Annotated in this window: 16 protein-coding genes; 10 read left to right on the forward strand and 6 right to left on the reverse strand. The window is 70.6% G+C overall.

Annotation, left to right across the window (positions count from 1 at the left end):
- Nucleotides 1–109: 109 nt before the first annotated feature.
- The 3 genes from CCN56_RS04380 to CCN56_RS04390 all read right to left on the reverse strand — a co-directional run bounded on the left by CCN56_RS04380 (nt 110) and on the right by CCN56_RS04390 (nt 3,099).
- Nucleotides 110–1,063, reverse strand: a complete 954-nt coding sequence (locus CCN56_RS04380) for a DUF4429 domain-containing protein (RefSeq protein WP_086823817.1) — start codon at nt 1,061–1,063, stop codon at nt 110–112.
- A gap of 74 nt (nt 1,064–1,137) precedes the next feature.
- The gene (locus tag CCN56_RS04385; protein ID WP_086823818.1) at nt 1,138–2,349 is read right to left on the reverse strand and encodes an alpha/beta hydrolase; all 1,212 of its coding nucleotides are present in this window, start codon (nt 2,347–2,349) and stop codon (nt 1,138–1,140) included.
- Between the two features lie 99 nt (nt 2,350–2,448).
- Entirely contained in the window at nt 2,449–3,099 is a 651-nt protein-coding gene (locus tag CCN56_RS04390; protein WP_373412821.1) for a TetR family transcriptional regulator, read from the reverse strand.
- A 116-nt stretch (nt 3,100–3,215) separates the two neighbouring features.
- Between CCN56_RS04390 and CCN56_RS04395 the strand changes: the two genes are divergently transcribed.
- A complete protein-coding gene (locus tag CCN56_RS04395) occupies nt 3,216–4,838 on the forward strand; it encodes an MFS transporter (protein WP_086823820.1) in 1,623 nt (540 codons plus the stop codon).
- A gap of 131 nt (nt 4,839–4,969) precedes the next feature.
- Complete coding sequence (locus tag CCN56_RS04400) at nt 4,970–5,401, forward strand: peptidase inhibitor family I36 protein (RefSeq protein WP_086823822.1); 432 nt, start codon at nt 4,970–4,972, stop codon at nt 5,399–5,401.
- On the opposite strand, the gene CCN56_RS04405 is transcribed toward CCN56_RS04400, so the two are convergent.
- Together CCN56_RS04405 and aceE are read right to left on the reverse strand one after the other, a co-directional pair.
- Entirely contained in the window at nt 5,382–6,161 is a 780-nt protein-coding gene (locus CCN56_RS04405) for a potassium channel family protein (RefSeq protein ID WP_052499073.1), read from the reverse strand. The two genes, CCN56_RS04400 and CCN56_RS04405, sit on opposite strands and share 20 nt — an antisense overlap.
- 146 nt (nt 6,162–6,307) lie before the next feature.
- Complete coding sequence (aceE, locus tag CCN56_RS04410; RefSeq protein WP_086823824.1) at nt 6,308–9,040, reverse strand: pyruvate dehydrogenase (acetyl-transferring), homodimeric type; 2,733 nt, start codon at nt 9,038–9,040, stop codon at nt 6,308–6,310.
- Between the two features lie 426 nt (nt 9,041–9,466).
- On the opposite strand from aceE, the gene CCN56_RS04415 reads away from it, so the two are divergent.
- The 6 genes from CCN56_RS04415 (at nt 9,467) to CCN56_RS04440 (ending at nt 13,889) form a co-directional block, all read left to right on the forward strand.
- Entirely contained in the window at nt 9,467–9,889 is a 423-nt protein-coding gene (locus CCN56_RS04415; protein ID WP_086823826.1) for a DUF3052 domain-containing protein, read from the forward strand.
- Between the two features lie 143 nt (nt 9,890–10,032).
- Nucleotides 10,033–10,491: a peroxiredoxin gene (locus tag CCN56_RS04420; RefSeq protein ID WP_086823828.1), complete on the forward strand. Its 459-nt coding sequence runs from the start codon at nt 10,033–10,035 to the stop codon at nt 10,489–10,491.
- 149 nt (nt 10,492–10,640) lie between these two features.
- A complete protein-coding gene (locus CCN56_RS04425; protein WP_030495317.1) occupies nt 10,641–11,216 on the forward strand; it encodes a TerD family protein in 576 nt (191 codons plus the stop codon).
- A gap of 82 nt (nt 11,217–11,298) precedes the next feature.
- Nucleotides 11,299–11,874, forward strand: coding sequence for a TerD family protein (locus tag CCN56_RS04430; protein ID WP_041129058.1), 576 nt, complete (start codon nt 11,299–11,301; stop codon nt 11,872–11,874).
- Between the two features lie 28 nt (nt 11,875–11,902).
- A complete protein-coding gene (locus CCN56_RS04435) occupies nt 11,903–13,051 on the forward strand; it encodes a DUF475 domain-containing protein (protein ID WP_086823830.1) in 1,149 nt (382 codons plus the stop codon).
- Nucleotides 13,052–13,151: 100 nt separating this feature from the next.
- A complete protein-coding gene (locus CCN56_RS04440; protein WP_086823832.1) occupies nt 13,152–13,889 on the forward strand; it encodes a Tellurium resistance in 738 nt (245 codons plus the stop codon).
- Between the two features lie 4 nt (nt 13,890–13,893).
- Here the strand turns inward: CCN56_RS04440 and CCN56_RS04445 are convergent, their stop codons facing one another.
- Entirely contained in the window at nt 13,894–14,814 is a 921-nt protein-coding gene (locus CCN56_RS04445) for a TerD family protein (protein WP_179199684.1), read from the reverse strand.
- A 185-nt stretch (nt 14,815–14,999) separates the two neighbouring features.
- Here CCN56_RS04445 and CCN56_RS04450 point away from each other — a divergent pair, with 185 nt between their 5' ends.
- Both CCN56_RS04450 and CCN56_RS04455 read left to right on the forward strand, forming a co-directional pair.
- Nucleotides 15,000–16,166 carry an HpcH/HpaI aldolase/citrate lyase family protein gene (locus tag CCN56_RS04450; protein WP_086823834.1) on the forward strand — a complete coding sequence of 389 codons (1,167 nt, stop codon included), beginning with the start codon at nt 15,000–15,002 and terminating at the stop codon, nt 16,164–16,166.
- An 18-nt stretch (nt 16,167–16,184) separates the two neighbouring features.
- Nucleotides 16,185–16,629 (forward strand): phosphoribosyltransferase domain-containing protein (locus CCN56_RS04455; protein WP_179199685.1); only part of this gene is annotated, 445 nt, incomplete at its 3' end.

The raw sequence follows: 16,629 nt of genomic DNA on the forward strand, positions 1-16,629 counted from the left end.
GGGGACCCCCTTGCCCCGCGGGACGATTGCCCACACGGCAGCGGGGCGCCGCCCGGTGCGGCGGGCGGCGGGCACACGGCGCGAGGCGCGGCCCGCGCGGCCCGCCCCCTCACAGCTCCGCCAGGAGTTCCGCCTTCTTCGCCGAGAACTCCTCATCCGTCACCAGCCCCGCCTGATGCAGCTCCCCCAAGTGCCGAATCCTTTCAGCCACCGCCCCCGGGTCCCGGAGCTCCGCGTCCCGAGCCCCCACCGGCGCCGCGACGGGCACGGCGGGCGCGCGGTCCTTGCCCCGGATCGCGGCGAGGACCGAGGCCGCGAAGGTCAGGGACTCGTGCACCGGCCCGTAGCGGCCGAAGACGACACACGCCGGGTCCTGGTCGGGCCGGTCGGCCCGGGGCGCGCCGCCCCGGGGCACCAGCCGCAGGTACCCGTCGACGCCGTTCGGCGAGCGCCATTCGACCCCGCAGAGGTCCCGTACGGGAAAGACCTGGTCGCCGGCCTTCCACTTCTCCGAGGACGCCCCGGTCCGGGACCAGCGGAACGCGACCTCGGAGGTCCCGTCGAAGCTGGCCCTCGCGTCGTACGCCTTGAAGGACTGCGGCCCCGACGGCGGCGCCACCAGGAACCGGTCGGCGGGCGCGACGCCCCCGACGGCCCCGTCCTCCACGCCGAACGCGTCGTACGCCTTGTACGCCTCGTACCCGGCGGCCCCCGCGGCCCCCGGGTGCGACGCGAGGAGCGTCCGCAGCTCGTCCCGGTACTGCTCGGCGAGCGTCTCGCGTTCCGCCGGGAGCACCAGGCGGTACGGATCGTTGCCCTCCTTGAGCTGCCCCGCGGCCGCCTCCATCAGCGGATCGGCGCCCGGCCTCGGCACGGCGTGCAGCACGACGGTGCCCCGCTTGCCGGGCGCGAGCGTCACCGACGCCAGCGCCTCCAGCGGTACGCGTCTCTCACGCAGCGCGCTGAACAGCTTCGGCGTGCGGATCCCCCGGTCGAAGCGGATGACGAGGGCGTCGCTCTCGAGCTCCCAGGTGGCATGAATTCCGGCCAGCACATCACCCATGCGCCTCATCGTAAGCGGCGTGTGCCCTTGCGTCGCCCCTGTGAAAGGTCCCGAAATTACGTGATCTACGCGCGTCAGAGCCCTTCCGTGCCGGATATTCCGTCGCGGCAAGCGCTGTCGGCACGTGCGCAGACCAGTCGCGGGTAGGCCCCGACGCCTATCGCGGCGAGGTTGCCGAGGCTCTGCGTCCCCGGCTCGAAATAGCCGCTGTGGCCGAGCGCCCCGCGCGCGGAGAGCAGTCGGGCGCCGAACTCCGGCGCGACCGGGTCCGCGCCGTGCCCGACCCCGCCCACCTCCAGGTGCGGCACGTCGGCGATCCAGTCGTCGGCGTCCCGCATGGCCCATATGCGCGCGGGGCTGTCGAGGTCGGCGGCCCGTTCGACCCGCATCCCGGGGCTTCCGGCCACGGCCACGTCGGTCACCCGGGCGGGCAGCCGGGGCGCGGCGACCCCGCAGAGCACGGAGCCGTAGCTGTGGCAGAAGAGCGCCACGCGCGCGTGCGGGGGCAGTGACTCGGTGAGGCCCACCAGGCGTACGGCTCCTTCCTCGGCCAGCCGGCCGGTCATCGCGTCGACGCCGATCCCGGCGGGCGCGGTGTAGTCGGCCCAGGCGATCACGGCCACGCGCGCGCGGGGCGAGGTCCGCCGCTCGGCCGCGTAGAGGGCCTCGGCCATGCCGGCCGGGGCGCCGTACCGGCCGTGGGTCTTCTGGAAGGTGAGCAGATTGGTGTCGACGCCGGGCACGATCACCGAGACGCGCCGGGCCCGGCCCAGGTCTCCGAGGACCTCGGCGGCCCGCCCCGTACCGGTCGGGTCGAAGGCGAGGACCTGGCGGCCGGGCCGCATCAGGGAGGCGAAGCGGTCGACGCGGCGCCGGGCCTCGTGCCGGCCCTCGGGGGAGAGCCTGGTGTCGTCGACCCTGCCGCGCTCGGCGGCGTACGCGCGCGCGAGGGTGATCCGGTTGGCGCGGTAGCGCAGGGTGACGGGGACGCCGTTGAGGTTGCCGACGACGAGCGGGTGCCGGGCGGCGAGCCGGGCGCCGTCCGCCGGGCCGAGTCCGGCGAAGAAGGCGGCGACCGTACGGGCCGGGGCGGCCGGGTCGGGCAGCGGCCGGTCGTCGATCCGGTCCCGTGCCCAGGCGGCGAGCGCGGCCTCACGGGACGACCAGGATGCGGGACGGTGCCGGATCGTGGTCCATCCGGTGGTCGCGAGGAGCACGAACACCACGGCGAGCGCGAGGAGCGCGCGCGTGGCGACGAGAGTGGGCGAGGCGTCGGCGGAGGTCACGGGCGGCCACCCTACGGGGCGGAGGTGACGGGGTCGGACCCGCGGGGTCCTATCGCTCCCGATTCCGCCGGTGCGGGGCCGAGCCGGACCCGCGGGGCCCTATCGCTCCCGGTCCCGCCAGTGCGGGGCCAGTGCCGGGCCGAGGTGGTCGAGGTAGTCCTCGGTGAGCGCGCGGATGGCCTCCAGGCTCTGGTCCGTGCCCCGGCCCCACATCTGGCCGGTCACCCGCATCACCCCGCTGAACGCCGCCACGGCGATCCGGGGGCGCGGGTCCTCGTCGACGTCGAGGCCCTCGCGCGCGGCGATGATCCGGGCGATGGTCTCCTCCATCTCGGTGGAGCGGCGCAGATGGGCGGCGAGCAGTGCGGGCGTCGACTCGATCATCAGGTACGTGCGCACGTACAGCTCGACGGGGACGACCTCCGCGATGGCCTCGCCGATGGTGTCCCAGCCGCTCAGGACGGCGTTGCGCATCGCGTCGAGGGGGGCCTCCTCCGGGGGGCGCTGCCCGAGGGCGTGCACGAAACGCTCCTCGACCATGTGCTGGACGGCGAAGGCGACCTCCTCCTTGGAGGAGAAGTACCGGAAGAAGGTGCGCTGGGAGACCTCCACGGCGTCGACGATCTCGTCGACGGTGGTCTGCTCGTACCCGTGTTCGGTGAAGAGCTCGAGCGCGACCCGGATCAGCGCGTCGCGCGTGCGCTGCTTCTTCCGCTCGCGCAGTCCGGGCAGGGACACGGGCACGGTCACGTAGAGGTCCTCTTTTCCGGCATTTCGTCAGCTCAGCGTACCTGTGAGCTACGTGACAGTTACCGACGCGTGAATCGCTTTGTCAATTGTCAGTGGCTGTCACTAGCCTCTTTCCCATGACTAGTCAGACCACCGTGGAAAAGGCCCCGCAGGGTCAGGGGGACGCCCGGGAACCCGTACCGGTCCCGGCGAAGGGACTGCGCGGCCACCCCTGGCTGACCCTGTTCGGCGTCGCCGTGGGCGTGATGATGGTCGCGCTCGACGGCACGATCGTCGCCATCGCCAACCCCGCCATCAAGGACGAACTCGACGCCAGCCTCGCCCAGGTCCAGTGGATCACCAACGGCTACCTGCTCGCGCTCGCGGTCGCCCTGATCACCGCCGGCAAGCTCGGTGACCGCTTCGGCCACCGGCAGACCTTCCTCATCGGCATCGCCGGCTTCGCCGGCGCCTCCGGCGCGATCGGCCTGTCGCACTCCATCGGGGCCGTGATCGCCTTCCGCGTCCTGCAGGGCCTCTTCGGCGCCCTGCTGATGCCGGCCGCGCTCGGCCTGCTGCGCGCCACCTTCCCCGCCGAGAAGCTGAACATGGCGATCGGCATCTGGGGCATGGTCATCGGTGCGTCCACGGCCGGCGGCCCGATCCTCGGCGGCTTCCTCGTGGAGCACGTCAACTGGCAGTCCGTCTTCTTCATCAACGTGCCGGTGGGCGTCGTCGCGCTCGTCCTCGGCCTGCTGATCCTCAAGGACCACCGCGCCGAGAACGCGCCGCGCTCCTTCGACGTCCTCGGCATCCTGCTGCTCTCCGGCGCCATGGCCTCCCTCGTCTGGAGCCTCATCAAGGCCGGCGAGTCCTGGGGCTGGTCCAGCGGCAAGACCTGGGGCTGCCTGATCGGCGCGCTGTTCCTGTTCGCGGTCTTCGCCTTCTGGGAGACCAAGGTCAAGGAGCCGCTGATCCCGCTGGGCATGTTCCGCTCCGTGCCGCTCTCGGCCGGCGTGGTGCTGATGGTCCTGATGGCCTTCGCCTTCATGGGCGGCCTCTTCTTCGTGACCTTCTACCTCCAGGGCGTGAAGGGGCTCGGCCCGGTCGACGCCGGTCTGCACCTGCTGCCGCTGACCGCGATGATGATCGTCTCCTCGCCGCTGGCCGGCGCGCTGATCACCAAGTTCGGGCCGCGCGTGCCGCTCGTCGGCGGCATGGTCTGCACGGCCGTCGCGATGTTCGGCATGATCACGCTCACCGCCGGCACCGGCACCCTCGTCATGTCCCTCTGGTTCGCCCTGCTCGGCCTGGGCCTCGCCCCGGTCATGGTCGGCGCGACGGAGGTCATCGTCGGCAACGCGCCTCTCGAGCTCTCCGGCGTGGCCGGCGGTCTGCAGCAGGCCGCCATGCAGGTCGGCGGCGCGCTCGGCACGGCGGTGCTCGGCGCCGTCATGTCCTCCAAGGTCGCCGACTCCTTCGCGGGGAACTGGAAGGAGGCCGGCATCCCGGTCCCGGCCGACCCGCGCCTGGAGCAGGCCGCCGAGTTCGGCATGGCCCCGCCGGAGCTGGCCCAGGCGCCGGGGATGACCCCCGGTCTCCTCCAGCAGATCACCGGCGTCATCCACGACACCTTCCTCGAAGGCATGGGCCTGGCCTTCACCGTCGCCGGAGGCGTCGCCGTCGTCGCGGCCCTCGTCGCCACGCTCACCAAGCGCGGCGAGAACGCGGAGGCGGGCGGCATGGGCGGTCACATCTGACGCCCGTTCCTCGGGGTTCCCGTAGGGGGCCGTCACCCGTTCGCGTGAACGGGGACGGTCCCTCTTCCGTTGCCGGGAGACCTCCGCCATTCTCGTGATTACAGAGAGTGACGAAACGGGGGTTCACCAGCATGTATACGAAGACCGTCCTCATCGGCGCGGCCGTCACGGCCCTCCTCTTGTCCGCCCTCGCGGCGGCACCCGCGGCACCGGCGGCACCCGCGGCACCCGCGGCACCTGCGGCACCTGCGGCACCGGCAGCCGCGCCGCCCGGCACCGCCCTCGGGGCCTGCGGGCCCGGCCGGCTCTGCCTCTGGCCCAAGCCCGACTTCAAGGGCAGGCCGTGGACGCACGAGCTGGCCACGACCGACATCGACAGCTGCGTCGCCCTGCCGCCGGGCACCTCGGCGCAGTCCCTCGCGAACCGCACGGGGCGGCCGGTCACCACCTACCAGTCGGCCGAGTGCGCGGAGGCGGGGGAGTTCGAGACGTATCCGGGGCGGGGGACCTGGGTGCCGCAGACGGCCTACGAGGTCAGAGCGTTCAAGCTCTGGGAGCGGTAGGCGAGGGGACGTCACGCGGCTCGTTCGGCCCTGGCGGTTCCGGCGGGGCCGAGAGGCGGGCGACCTCCGCGCGCAGCTCGCGGACCTCCAGGGTGAGCGCCTCCAGGAGCTCCGTCTGCCGGCGCTCCACCGCGTCGTCGCGGTCGAAGCGGGAGATGAACCAGGCCGCGATGTTGGCCGTGACGACACCGAGCAGGGCGATGCCCGAGAGCATCAGGCCCACCGCGAGGATCCGGCCGAGACCCGTGGTCGGGGCGTGATCGCCGTAGCCGACCGTGGTCATCGTGGTGAACGACCACCACACCGCGTCCCCGAGCGTCTTGATGTTGCCGTTCGGGGCGTCCCGCTCGACGTGCAGCACGGCCAGCGAGCCGAACATCATCAGCCCGACCACCGCGCCCGCCACATAGGTGGTGAGCGTTATCTGCGGGGCCATCCGGGCCCGCCGGCCCACGAGGAGGAGCGTGGAGACCACCCGCAGCAGCCGCAGCGGCTGCACCATCGGCAGTATCACCGCGAGCAGGTCCAGCGGATGGCCGCGCACGAAGCGCCAGCGCTCCGGGGCGAGCCCGAGACGGACGAGATAGTCGAGCGCGAAGGCACCCCAGACGACCCACTCGACGTGGGTGCACAGCCGGTGCACCCACGGCTCGGCGCCGGGAGCCACGATCGGCACCGCGTAGGCGATGCCGAACGCGACCGCGAGCACCAGGAGCGGTGTCTGGGTGCGCTCCTCCCAGCGAAGCTTCATGACGGGCATGACCGGCATCGTAGGGAATGGAGGGAATGGCGAAGGGCGGCGGGACCGCGTCCCACCGCCCTCACCGGCCGAAACGGACTACCGGCCGGAACGAACTACCGACCGAAGCGAGCTATCGCCCGAAGCGAGCCCGCCAGTCGTTGCCGTCAGGCGTCGCCGCCCGCGGCGCCCGGGTCGGCGGCCGTCACGTCGAGCAGCTGGTAGCGGTCCACGGCCTGCTTCAGGGCCGAGCGCTCGACCTTGCCGTCACGGGCGAGCTCGGTCAGCACGGCGAGCACGATCGACTGCGCGTCGATGTGGAAGTAGCGACGGGCCGCACCGCGCGTGTCCGCGAAACCGAAGCCGTCCGCGCCCAGCGAGGTGTACGGGCCGGGCACCCAGCGGGAGATCTGGTCCGGCACCGTGCGCATCCAGTCCGAGACCGCGACGAACGGGCCCTCGGCGCCCTGGAGCTTGCGCGTCACGTACGGGACGCGCTGCTCCTCGTCCGGGTGGAGCAGGTTGTGCTCCTCCACGGCCACGGCCTCGCGGCGCAGCTCGGTCCAGGAGGTCGCGGACCAGACGTCGGCCTTGACGTTCCACTCCTCGGCGAGGATCCGCTGCGCCTCGATCGCCCACGGCACGGCGACGCCCGAGGCCATGATCTGCGCCGGGATCGCGCCGGCCTCGCCGGCCCTGAGGCGGTGGATGCCCTGGAGGATGCCCTCCACGTCCACGTTCTCGGGCTCGGCCGGGTGCTGGATCGGCTCGTTGTAGACGGTCAGGTAGTAGAAGACGTCCTCGGCCTCGGGGCCGTACATCCGCCGCAGACCGTCCTTGACGATGTGCGCGATCTCGAAGCCGAACGCCGGGTCGTAGGCGATGCAGGCCGGGTTGGTCGAGGCGAGGAGGTGTGAATGGCCGTCCGCGTGCTGGAGGCCCTCGCCGGTCAGCGTCGTCCGGCCGGCCGTGGCGCCGAGGACGAAGCCGCGCGCCAGCTGGTCGGACATCTGCCAGAACTGGTCGCCGGTCCGCTGGAAACCGAACATCGAGTAGAAGACGTACACCGGGATCAGCGGCTCGCCGTGCGTGGCGTACGCCGATCCGGCGGCGATCAGCGAGGCCGTGCAGCCGGCCTCGGAGATGCCGTCGTGCAGCATCTGGCCGGTCGGCGACTCCTTGTAGGCGAGGAGGAGCTCGCGGTCCACCGCCTCGTACTGCTGGCCCAGCGGGTTGTAGATCTTGGCGCTGGGGAAGAACGCGTCCATGCCGAAGGTGCGGTACTCGTCGGGGGCGATCAGCACGAAGCGCTTGCCGATCTCCTTGTCCCGCATGAGGTCCTTCAGGATGCGGACGAAGGCCATCGTGGTGGCGATCGACTGCTGCCCCGAGCCCTTCTTGGCCGCCGCGTAGACCTTGTCGTCGGGGAGGACCAGCGGCTTCGCCCGCACGACACGGGTGGGGACGTACCCGCCCAGCGCCTTGCGGCGGTCGTGCATGTACTGGATCTCCTCGGAGTCCCGGCCCGGGTGGTAGTACGGCGGCAGGCCCTCCTCCAACTGCTTGTCCGTCACCGGGATGTGCAGCCGGTCGCGGAAGCGCTTGAGGTCGTCGACCGTCAGCTTCTTCATCTGGTGGGTTGCGTTGCGGCCCTCGAAGTTCGGGCCCAGCGTCCAGCCCTTGACGGTCTGCGCGAGGATCACGGTCGGCTGGCCGGAGTGGGCCTTCGCCGCCGCGTAGGCCGCGTAGATCTTCCTGTGGTCGTGGCCGCCGCGGCCCAGGTGCAGGACCTGCTGGTCCGACATGCCCTCGACCATCGCCCGCAGCCGGTGGTCGTCGCCGAAGAAGTGGTCCCGGATGTAGCCGCCGGTCTCCGTGGCGTACGTCTGGAACTGGCCGTCCGGGGTGGTGTTCAGCTTGTTCACCAGGATGCCGTCGCGGTCCTGCGCGAGCAGCGGGTCCCAGGAGCGGTCCCAGATCAGCTTGATGACGTTCCAGCCGTTGCCCCGGAAGATCGACTCCAGCTCCTGGATGATCTTGCCGTTGCCGCGGACCGGGCCGTCGAGCCGCTGGAGGTTGCAGTTGACGACGAAGGTGAGGTTGTCCAGACCCTCGCGGGCGGCGATGGAGAGCTGGCCGAGCGACTCGACCTCGTCCATCTCGCCGTCGCCGAGGAACGCCCAGACGTGGGACTTGGAGGTGTCGGCGATGCCGCGCGCCTCCATGTACCGGTTCATCCGCGCCTGGTAGATCGCGCCGAGCGGGCCGAGGCCCATCGACACGGTCGGGAACTCCCAGAAGTCCGGCATCAGCCGCGGGTGCGGGTACGACGAAAGGCCGTTCGGGAACTTCGACTTCTCCTGGCGGAAGGCGTCGAGCTGCGTCGCGTCCAGCCGGTCGAGGAGGTACGCGCGGGCGTAGATGCCGGGGGAGGCGTGCCCCTGGAAGAAGATCTGGTCGCCGCCGTCGCCCTCGTCCTTGCCGCGGAAGAAGTGGTTGAAGCCGACGTCGTACAGCGAGGCCGAGGAGGCGAAGGTCGCGATGTGGCCGCCGACGCCGATGCCCGGGCGCTGGGCGCGCGAGACCATCACCGCCGCGTTCCACCGGGTGGCGTTGAGGACCTTGCGCTCGATCTCCTCGTTGCCGGGGAAGAACGGCTCGTCCTTGGTGGCGATGGTGTTGACGTAGTCCGTGCTGCGCATCTCGGGCACGGCCACGCGCTTCTCGCGGGCCCGCTCGATCAGGCGGAGCATGAGGTAGCGGGCCCGCTCACGGCCCCGCTCGTCGACGGCCGCGTCGAGGGAGTCGAGCCATTCCTGGGTCTCTTCCGGGTCGAAATCCGGGACCTGGCTGGGAAGGCCGCCAATGATGATCGGGTTGCGATCGGATCCGGGAGCCACGCTCTTCCTTCGCTGTTCGGGGGCGCCCACGGGGCCACGGGCTGGTCAGGATGTCCATCGTGTACCCCGCCGACGCCGGACGTCACATTTACCGAGGGGTAACCCCCGGGGTGCCTCGCCTGCCCTTCAGATGGCCGGGTGCGCTCAAATCGCAACCTTACGCCCAACCCGCGCATGCGTTTCGTCCGGGCGTTCGGCAGACTGAAACGGCAGACGCCCATAAACCGGGACCAACCATGTGTGCCTGATCGCGGAGGAGGGTCCGACGATGCCGGAAGTTGCGGCGAGACGGCCCCAAACGTCACCGTTTCGGCGGTCTCGGCGGCCTGGTACTTGCGCGATCCGCCCCGGCACGTGTGGACTACGGCCAGCGCCACGCGCATACGCGTGGCCCACAGCATTTTCCGAATGAGCAGGAGGCAAGCCGTGAGCGCGACCGCGGACCACGCGGAGGAGCGGACCAACCCGGCAGCGAGGCTGGGGTTCGAGCCCGGACAGGTGGTCCAGGAGATCGGCTACGACGACGACGTCGACCAGGATCTCCGTGAAGGCATCGAGTCCGTCATCGGGGCCGACCTCGTGGACGAGGACTACGACGACGTCGCCGACGCCGTCGTGCTCTGGTTCCGTGACGAGGACGGCGACCTCACCGACGCCCTGGTGGACGCCATCGGTCTTCTGGAGGACGGCGGCGTGATCTGGCTGCTGACGCCGAAGACCGGCCGTGACGGCTACATCGAGCCGTCCGACATCAACGATGCCGCGCAGACAGCTGGTCTCTCCCAGACCAAGAGCATCAGCGTCGCCAAGGACTGGGCGGGTGCCCGCCTGGTCGCCCCCAAGCGCTGATCATCACGCTGCGAGAAGCCCCCGCCGGTCCGCCGGCGGGGGCTTTCGTGCGCAGGCCGTAGGGTGGGATCCACCCGGGTTCACCGATACGGCCCAAGGCGATACGGCCAAGGCCCGGGCCCGTCGGAAGGGACGCGTACGCGATGGCGATCGAGGTCGGCACCAAGGCCCCGGAATTCGAGCTCAAGGACAACCACGGCCGGACCGTGCGGCTCTCCGACTTCCGCGGCGAGAAGAACGTGGTGCTGCTCTTCTACCCCTTCGCCTTCACCGGCGTCTGCACCGGTGAACTGCGCGAGCTCCGCGACAACCTGCCGGTGTTCGTCAACGACGACACCCAGCTCCTCGCCGTCTCCAACGACTCCATCCACACCCTCCGCGTCTTCGGCGACCAGGAGGACCTGGAGTTCCCGCTGCTCTCCGACTTCTGGCCGCACGGCGAGGCCTCCCGGGCGTACGGCGTCTTCGACGAGGACAAGGGCTGCGCGGTCCGCGGCACCTTCGTCATCGACAAGGACGGCGTCGTCCGCTGGACCGTCGTGAACGCCCTGTCGGACGCCCGCGACCTCGGCGATTACGTCAAGGCCCTCGAAGCCCTCTGAGCGCCGCGGGGCCGGGACGGGGCCGACACCCTCGGAATCACCGGGCGAATCGACTGTTTCGACCGGGAACCCGTCACTAGGATCCAGTCGTTGATCCGATGCCAACGCACGACTGGGGGCGCTGCCCCTGGAAACCTATGGAGGGACTCGTGGGAGTCAGCCTCAGCAAGGGCGGCAACGTCTCGCTGACCAAGGAGGCCCCTGGCCTCACCGCCGTGACCGTCGGTCTGGGCTGGGACGTCCGCACCACCACCGGTACGGACTTCGACCTCGACGCCAGCGCCATCCTGGTGAGCGAGGCCGGCAAGGTGCGCAACGACCAGGACTTCGTCTTCTTCAACAACCTGAAGAGCGCCGACGGCTCGGTCGAGCACACCGGCGACAACCTCACCGGCGAGGGCGAGGGCGACGACGAGCAGGTCAAGGTCAACCTGGCCGGCGTGCCGGCCGACGTGGCCAAGATCGTCTTCCCGGTGTCGATCTACGACGCCGAGAACCGCCAGCAGTCCTTCGGCCAGGTGCGCAACGCGTTCATCCGCGTCGTGAACCAGGCCGGCGGCGCCGAGATCGCCCGGTACGACCTCTCCGAGGACGCCTCGACCGAGACCGCGATGGTCTTCGGCGAGCTGTACCGCCACGGTGCGGAGTGGAAGTTCCGCGCCGTCGGCCAGGGGTACGCCTCGGGTCTGCGCGGCATCGCGCAGGACTTCGGCGTCAACGTCTGAGTCGAGCCGTTCGAACCGTCCGGCGCCGCACCTCGCGTGCGGCGCCGGACGTGCCTCATCACCACCGGGGAGGAACCGAATCATGGGCGTCACGCTCGCCAAGGGGGGCAACGTCTCCCTGTCCAAGGCCGCACCCAACCTGACCCAGGTCCTCGTGGGGCTCGGCTGGGACGCGCGCTCCACCACCGGAGCCCCCTTCGACCTCGATGCCAGCGCCCTGCTGTGCCAGGCCGGCCGGGTGCTCGGGGACGAGTACTTCGTCTTCTACAACCAGCTCCGCAGCCCCGAGGGCTCCGTCGAACACACCGGCGACAACCTCACCGGCGAGGGTGACGGGGACGACGAGTCCCTCATCGTGGACCTCACCAAGGTGCCGGCCCACTGCGACAAGATCGTCTTTCCGGTGTCGATCCACGACGCCGACAACCGCGGCCAGAGCTTCGGCCAGGTCAGCAATGCGTTCATCCGCGTCGTGAATCAGCTGGACGGTCAGGAACTCGCCCGGTACGACCTCTCGGAGGACGCCTCCACGGAGACCGCGATGATCTTCGGCGAGCTCTACCGCTACAACGGCGAATGGAAGTTCCGGGCAGTGGGACAGGGGTACGCGTCCGGGCTTCGGGGCATCGCTCTAGACTTCGGGGTCAACGTTTCGTAAAGCCTGTAATTTCACGATGGGGTAGACAGTGATTCTGAAAACCTTCGGCTGGTCGTTCGCGATCACTGTGCTCGGCCTGGCCGTGGCGGTGGCCTACGGGGGGTGGGAGGCGTTCGGGATCGTCGCGATCCTCTGCGTCCTCGAGATCTCCCTGTCGTTCGACAACGCGGTGGTCAACGCCGGAATCCTCCAGAAGATGAATGCCTTCTGGCAGAAGATCTTCCTCACGGTCGGTGTGCTCATCGCCGTCTTCGGCATGCGCCTCGTCTTCCCCGTCGTGATCGTCGCCATCAGCGCGAAGATCGGCCCCATCGAGGCCGTCAACCTCGCGCTCAACGACGCGGACCGGTACCAGGAACTGGTGACCGACGCGCACCCGTCGATCGCCGCCTTCGGTGGCATGTTCCTGCTGATGATCTTCCTCGACTTCATCTTCGAGGACCGTGACATCCAGTGGCTGCGCTGGATCGAGCGCCCGCTGGCCAAGCTCGGCAAGGTCGACATGCTGTCGGTCTGCATCGCCCTCATCGTCCTGCTGATCACCTCGATGACCTTCGCGACCCACGCCCACCAGCACGGCGGCGCGCACGTCGACAAGGCGCAGACGGTCCTGGTCTCCGGCATCGCCGGCCTCATCACGTACCTCGTCGTCGGCGGTCTCTCGGGCTACTTCGAGAACAAGCTGGAGGAGGAAGAGGAGCGCGAGCACGAGGCCGAGGAAGAGGCCAAGCGCACCGGCAAGAAGGTCACCGTGGTCCAGCTGGCCGGCAAGGCCGCCTTCTTCATGTTCCTCTACCTGGAGGTCCTCGACGCCTCCTTCTCCTTCGACGGTGTCATCGGCGCCTTCGCCATCACCAACGACATCGTCCTGATGGCGCTCGGCCTGGGCGTCGGCGCCATGTACGTCCGGTCCCTGACGGTCTACCTGGTCCGCCAGGGCACCCTCGACGACTACGTCTACCTGGAGCACGGCGCCCACTACGCCATCGGCGCCCTGGCCGTGCTCCTCATGGTCACCATCCAGTACGAGATCCCCGAGGTCATCACCGGCTCCATCGGCGTCCTCCTCATCGCCTGGTCCTTCTGGTCCTCCGTCCGCCGCAACAAGGCGCTCGCGGCGGCCGAGGGCGGCTCCGGCTCCTCGGACGACAAGACCGAGGTGCCGTCCGGGGTGTGACACCCCCGGCAGCGAGGAATGCTTCCTGCGGGGCGGCCGGTGCATCCGGCCGCCCCGCAGGCATGTGCACGGTGTGACGACAGTGGGGGGTGAAGGCGACATGGCCTTCTGGGACAACCTGTTTCCGGGGAGGGCGGCGCATTTCGACTCGGGCAGCGCCGCGTCGAACGCGATCGACCTGACGAAACGGCGCCCGACCGTCTCGCTCACCCAGCAGGGCGCCGCCACCGGCAACCTCCGGGTGAACCTCTCCTGGCGGATGCGGACCTCCGACATCGAGGGCCGCTCCCGCCAGAGCGGACGGCTGCTGCGGAACCCCGCCCAGCTCTTCAAGCCCGAGGTCGTCCAGGCCCACACCCAGGGCATGGTCAACGTCGACCTCGACCTGGGCTGCCTCTACGAGCTCAAGGACGGCAGCAAGGGCGTCGTGCAGCCGCTCGGCGGCTTCTTCGGCGACCTCAACGCCGCCCCGTACGTGAAGCTGAGCGGCGACGACCGCTTCGGCGGCTCCTCGGGCGAGACGATCTTCGTCAACCTGGACCACCGGGACGAGATCAAGCGGCTGCTGTTCTTCGTGTACATCTACGACCAGACGCCCGCCTTCGACCGCACGCACGCCAAGGTCACGCTCTACCCGAGCAACGGCCCCCGGATCGAGATCGAGCTCGACGAGCGCGCCCCGCAGGCCCGCTCCTGCGCCGTCTTCTCCATGGAGAACGTCAAGGGCGAGCTGACCGTCCGCCGCGAGGTGCGGTTCGTGTACGGCTTCCAGGCCGAACTGGACCGGTTGTACGGCTGGGGACTCCAGTGGGGACGCGGCTACAAGACGAAGGCGTAGGGCCTCACGAGCCGACGAACTGGGGACCCATCGGCGGCATGCGGAACTCCGGTGCCGGGTTCTGCTCGGGGGCGGAGACCGGTTGCGGGTAGCCGTACGCGGGGGCCGGGGCGTTCACGGGCTGCTGCGGGTAGCCGTAGGCGGGCGCCCGGTCCGGCATGGGCGGCACGGTCGGCTGCGGCGGCACCGGGGTGTGGGCCACGGTCAGATCGAGGTCGGGATCGTGCGAGCCGCCGGCGGGGGAGACGGTGGCCGGGGAACCCGCGGTGAGGGAGCCGGTGGCCGGTGCGGCCTCCGGGAACCCGGGACCGCCGCCGGTGGCGCCCTGGGCGCCCTGGGAAGCGCCCCGAGCGGCACCCTGGGCGGCCTCCTGCGCGGCGTCCTCGTCGACCGAGATGCCGAAGTCCGTGGCGAGGCCCACGAGCCCCGTCGGATAGCCCTGGCCCACCGCGCGGAACTTCCAGCCGTCCCCGCGCCGGTACAGCTCGCCGCAGATGACCGCCGTCTCCTCGCCGGTCTCCGCCGTCACGTCGAACAGCGCCAGCGGCTCGTGCTCCGCCCCCGCCACCGCGTCGTACAGCAGGATCCGCAGGTCGGAGACGGACCGGAAGGTGCCGCCGTCGGAGGAGGCCGCGATCACCACCCGGTCGACCGAGACGTCGAGCCCGGCGAGATCGGCCTCCACGGTGTCCGTCAGCCCCTCGGAGACCCGCTTCTTCGGCAGCCGCCGCACCAGGCCCGAGGGGTGGCGCGGCTGGTTGTAGAAGACGAAGTCCTCGTCGGACCGCACGCGCCCGGAGGGCCCGAGGAGCAGGGCCGAGGCATCCACGTCGGGGACCCCGGGGCCCGGGGTCCAGCGGAGCACGGCCCGTACGGCCGCGGTGTCGAGAGGGACGTTGGAGCCCTTCAGCATCGCGTGCGTCATGACCGCAATCCTGCCCTCCCGTCCGACCCGCGGACAACGCGGGGGCACCACCGATACCGGGGCGGGGTGACGGATGCTGACGAGTTACCTGAATTTCATGCGGGAAGGGAACTAAGGACACCCGTACCTACGTACTATTACCGGCCACATGTCATCAGGCCCGGAGAGGCAGACGGGGGACTCACATGCGTCATTTCGGGCACATCCCGTCCACGGTGCGGGCCGGGTTGTTCCACCAGGAGCCGGTCGACTTCACGGCCGACTCGCCCGCCCGCACGCTCGCCGTGGCCCTGGGCGCCACCCTCTACAGCCCTGCCACCCGGCCCCGGCTCGCCGACGCCGTGCGCAAACAGGCCGGCCGCGGTGTGGTCTCCATGGTCCTCTGCCTGGAGGATTCGATCAGCGACGCCGACGTCGAGGCGGGCGAGGCCAACCTCGTCCAGCACTTCGCCGACCTCGCCGCCGACGGCTCCGACGTACCCCTGCTCTTCATCCGGGTCCGCGAACCGCACCAGATCACCGACCTCGTCGACCGCCTCGGCGCCTCCGTGAGCCTGCTGTCCGGATTCGTACTCCCCAAGTTCACCGAGAACCGCGGCCGCGCCTTCCTCGAAGCGCTCACCCAGGCCGAGCGGACGACCGGCAGGCGCCTCTTCGCCATGCCCGTCCTCGAGTCCCCCGAGCTCCTCCACCTGGAGACCCGGGCCGAGACCCTCGCCGGGATCGCCTCGATCACCGACAAGTACCGCGACCGCGTCCTCGCCCTCCGCCTCGGCGTCACCGACTTCTGCTCCGCCTACGGGCTGCGCCGCTCGCCCGACATGACCGCCTACGACATCAAGATCGTCGCGAACGTCATCGCCGACGTCGTCAACGTCCTCGGCCGCTCCGACGGCACCGGCTTCACCGTCACCGGACCCGTCTGGGAGTACTTCCGCCCCGGCGAGCGCATGTTCAAGCCGCAGCTGCGCCGCAGCCCCTTCCTCGAGGGCCGCGCCGAGGACCTGCGCACCGCCCTCATCGAGCACGACCTCGACGGCCTGCTGCGCGAGATCGAACTCGACCGGGCCAACGGCCTGCTCGGCAAGACCTGCATCCACCCCACCCACGTGGTGCCGGTGCACGCCCTCTCCGTCGTCAGCCACGAGGAGTGGAGCGACGCCCAGGACATCCTGCGGCCCGAGCGGGACGGCGGCGGAGTGCTCCGCTCCGCCTACACGAACAAGATGAACGAGGTGAAGCCGCATCGCGCGTGGGCCGAGCGCACCCTCCTGCGCGCCGAGGTCTTCGGTGTCGCGAAGGAGGACGTCGGCTTCGTGGATCTGCTCACCGCCGGCCTGGCCGGCAGCTGACGAAGGGACGTCGACGACGTGGTGTGGACCGGAACGTGGGTCGCGGAGCGGCTGGGCGTCGAACTGATCGGCGACGAGGAGCTGCCGGCCCTGTTGGGCCTCGCGCTGCGTCGCAACCCCAAGCGCGCGCACCTGCTGGTCTCCAGCGTGCTCGGCAAGCACGTGCCGCAGCGCCCCTCCGTCGTGTACGGCTCCGGCCTCGCACTCGGCCGGCGCGTCCGCGAACTCCTCGGTGACGAGGAGGCCGCCCAGTCCGTCGTCCTCGGGTACGCGGAGACCGCCACCGCCCTCGGGCACGCCGTCGCCGACGGCCTCGGCCTCGCCCCGTACCTCCACTCCACCCGCCGCCCCGTGGCCGGCGTCGCCCGCGCGGGCGGCTTCGAGGAGTCCCACTCCCACGCCACCTCGCACCTGCTGCTGCCCGAGGACCCGAAGCTCCTCGCCGGCGACGGCGTGCCCGAGG

This window comes from Streptomyces sp. NRRL B-24572, from assembly GCF_002156145.1.
Taxonomy (GTDB): Bacteria; Actinomycetota; Actinomycetes; order Streptomycetales; family Streptomycetaceae; genus Streptomyces; species Streptomyces vietnamensis.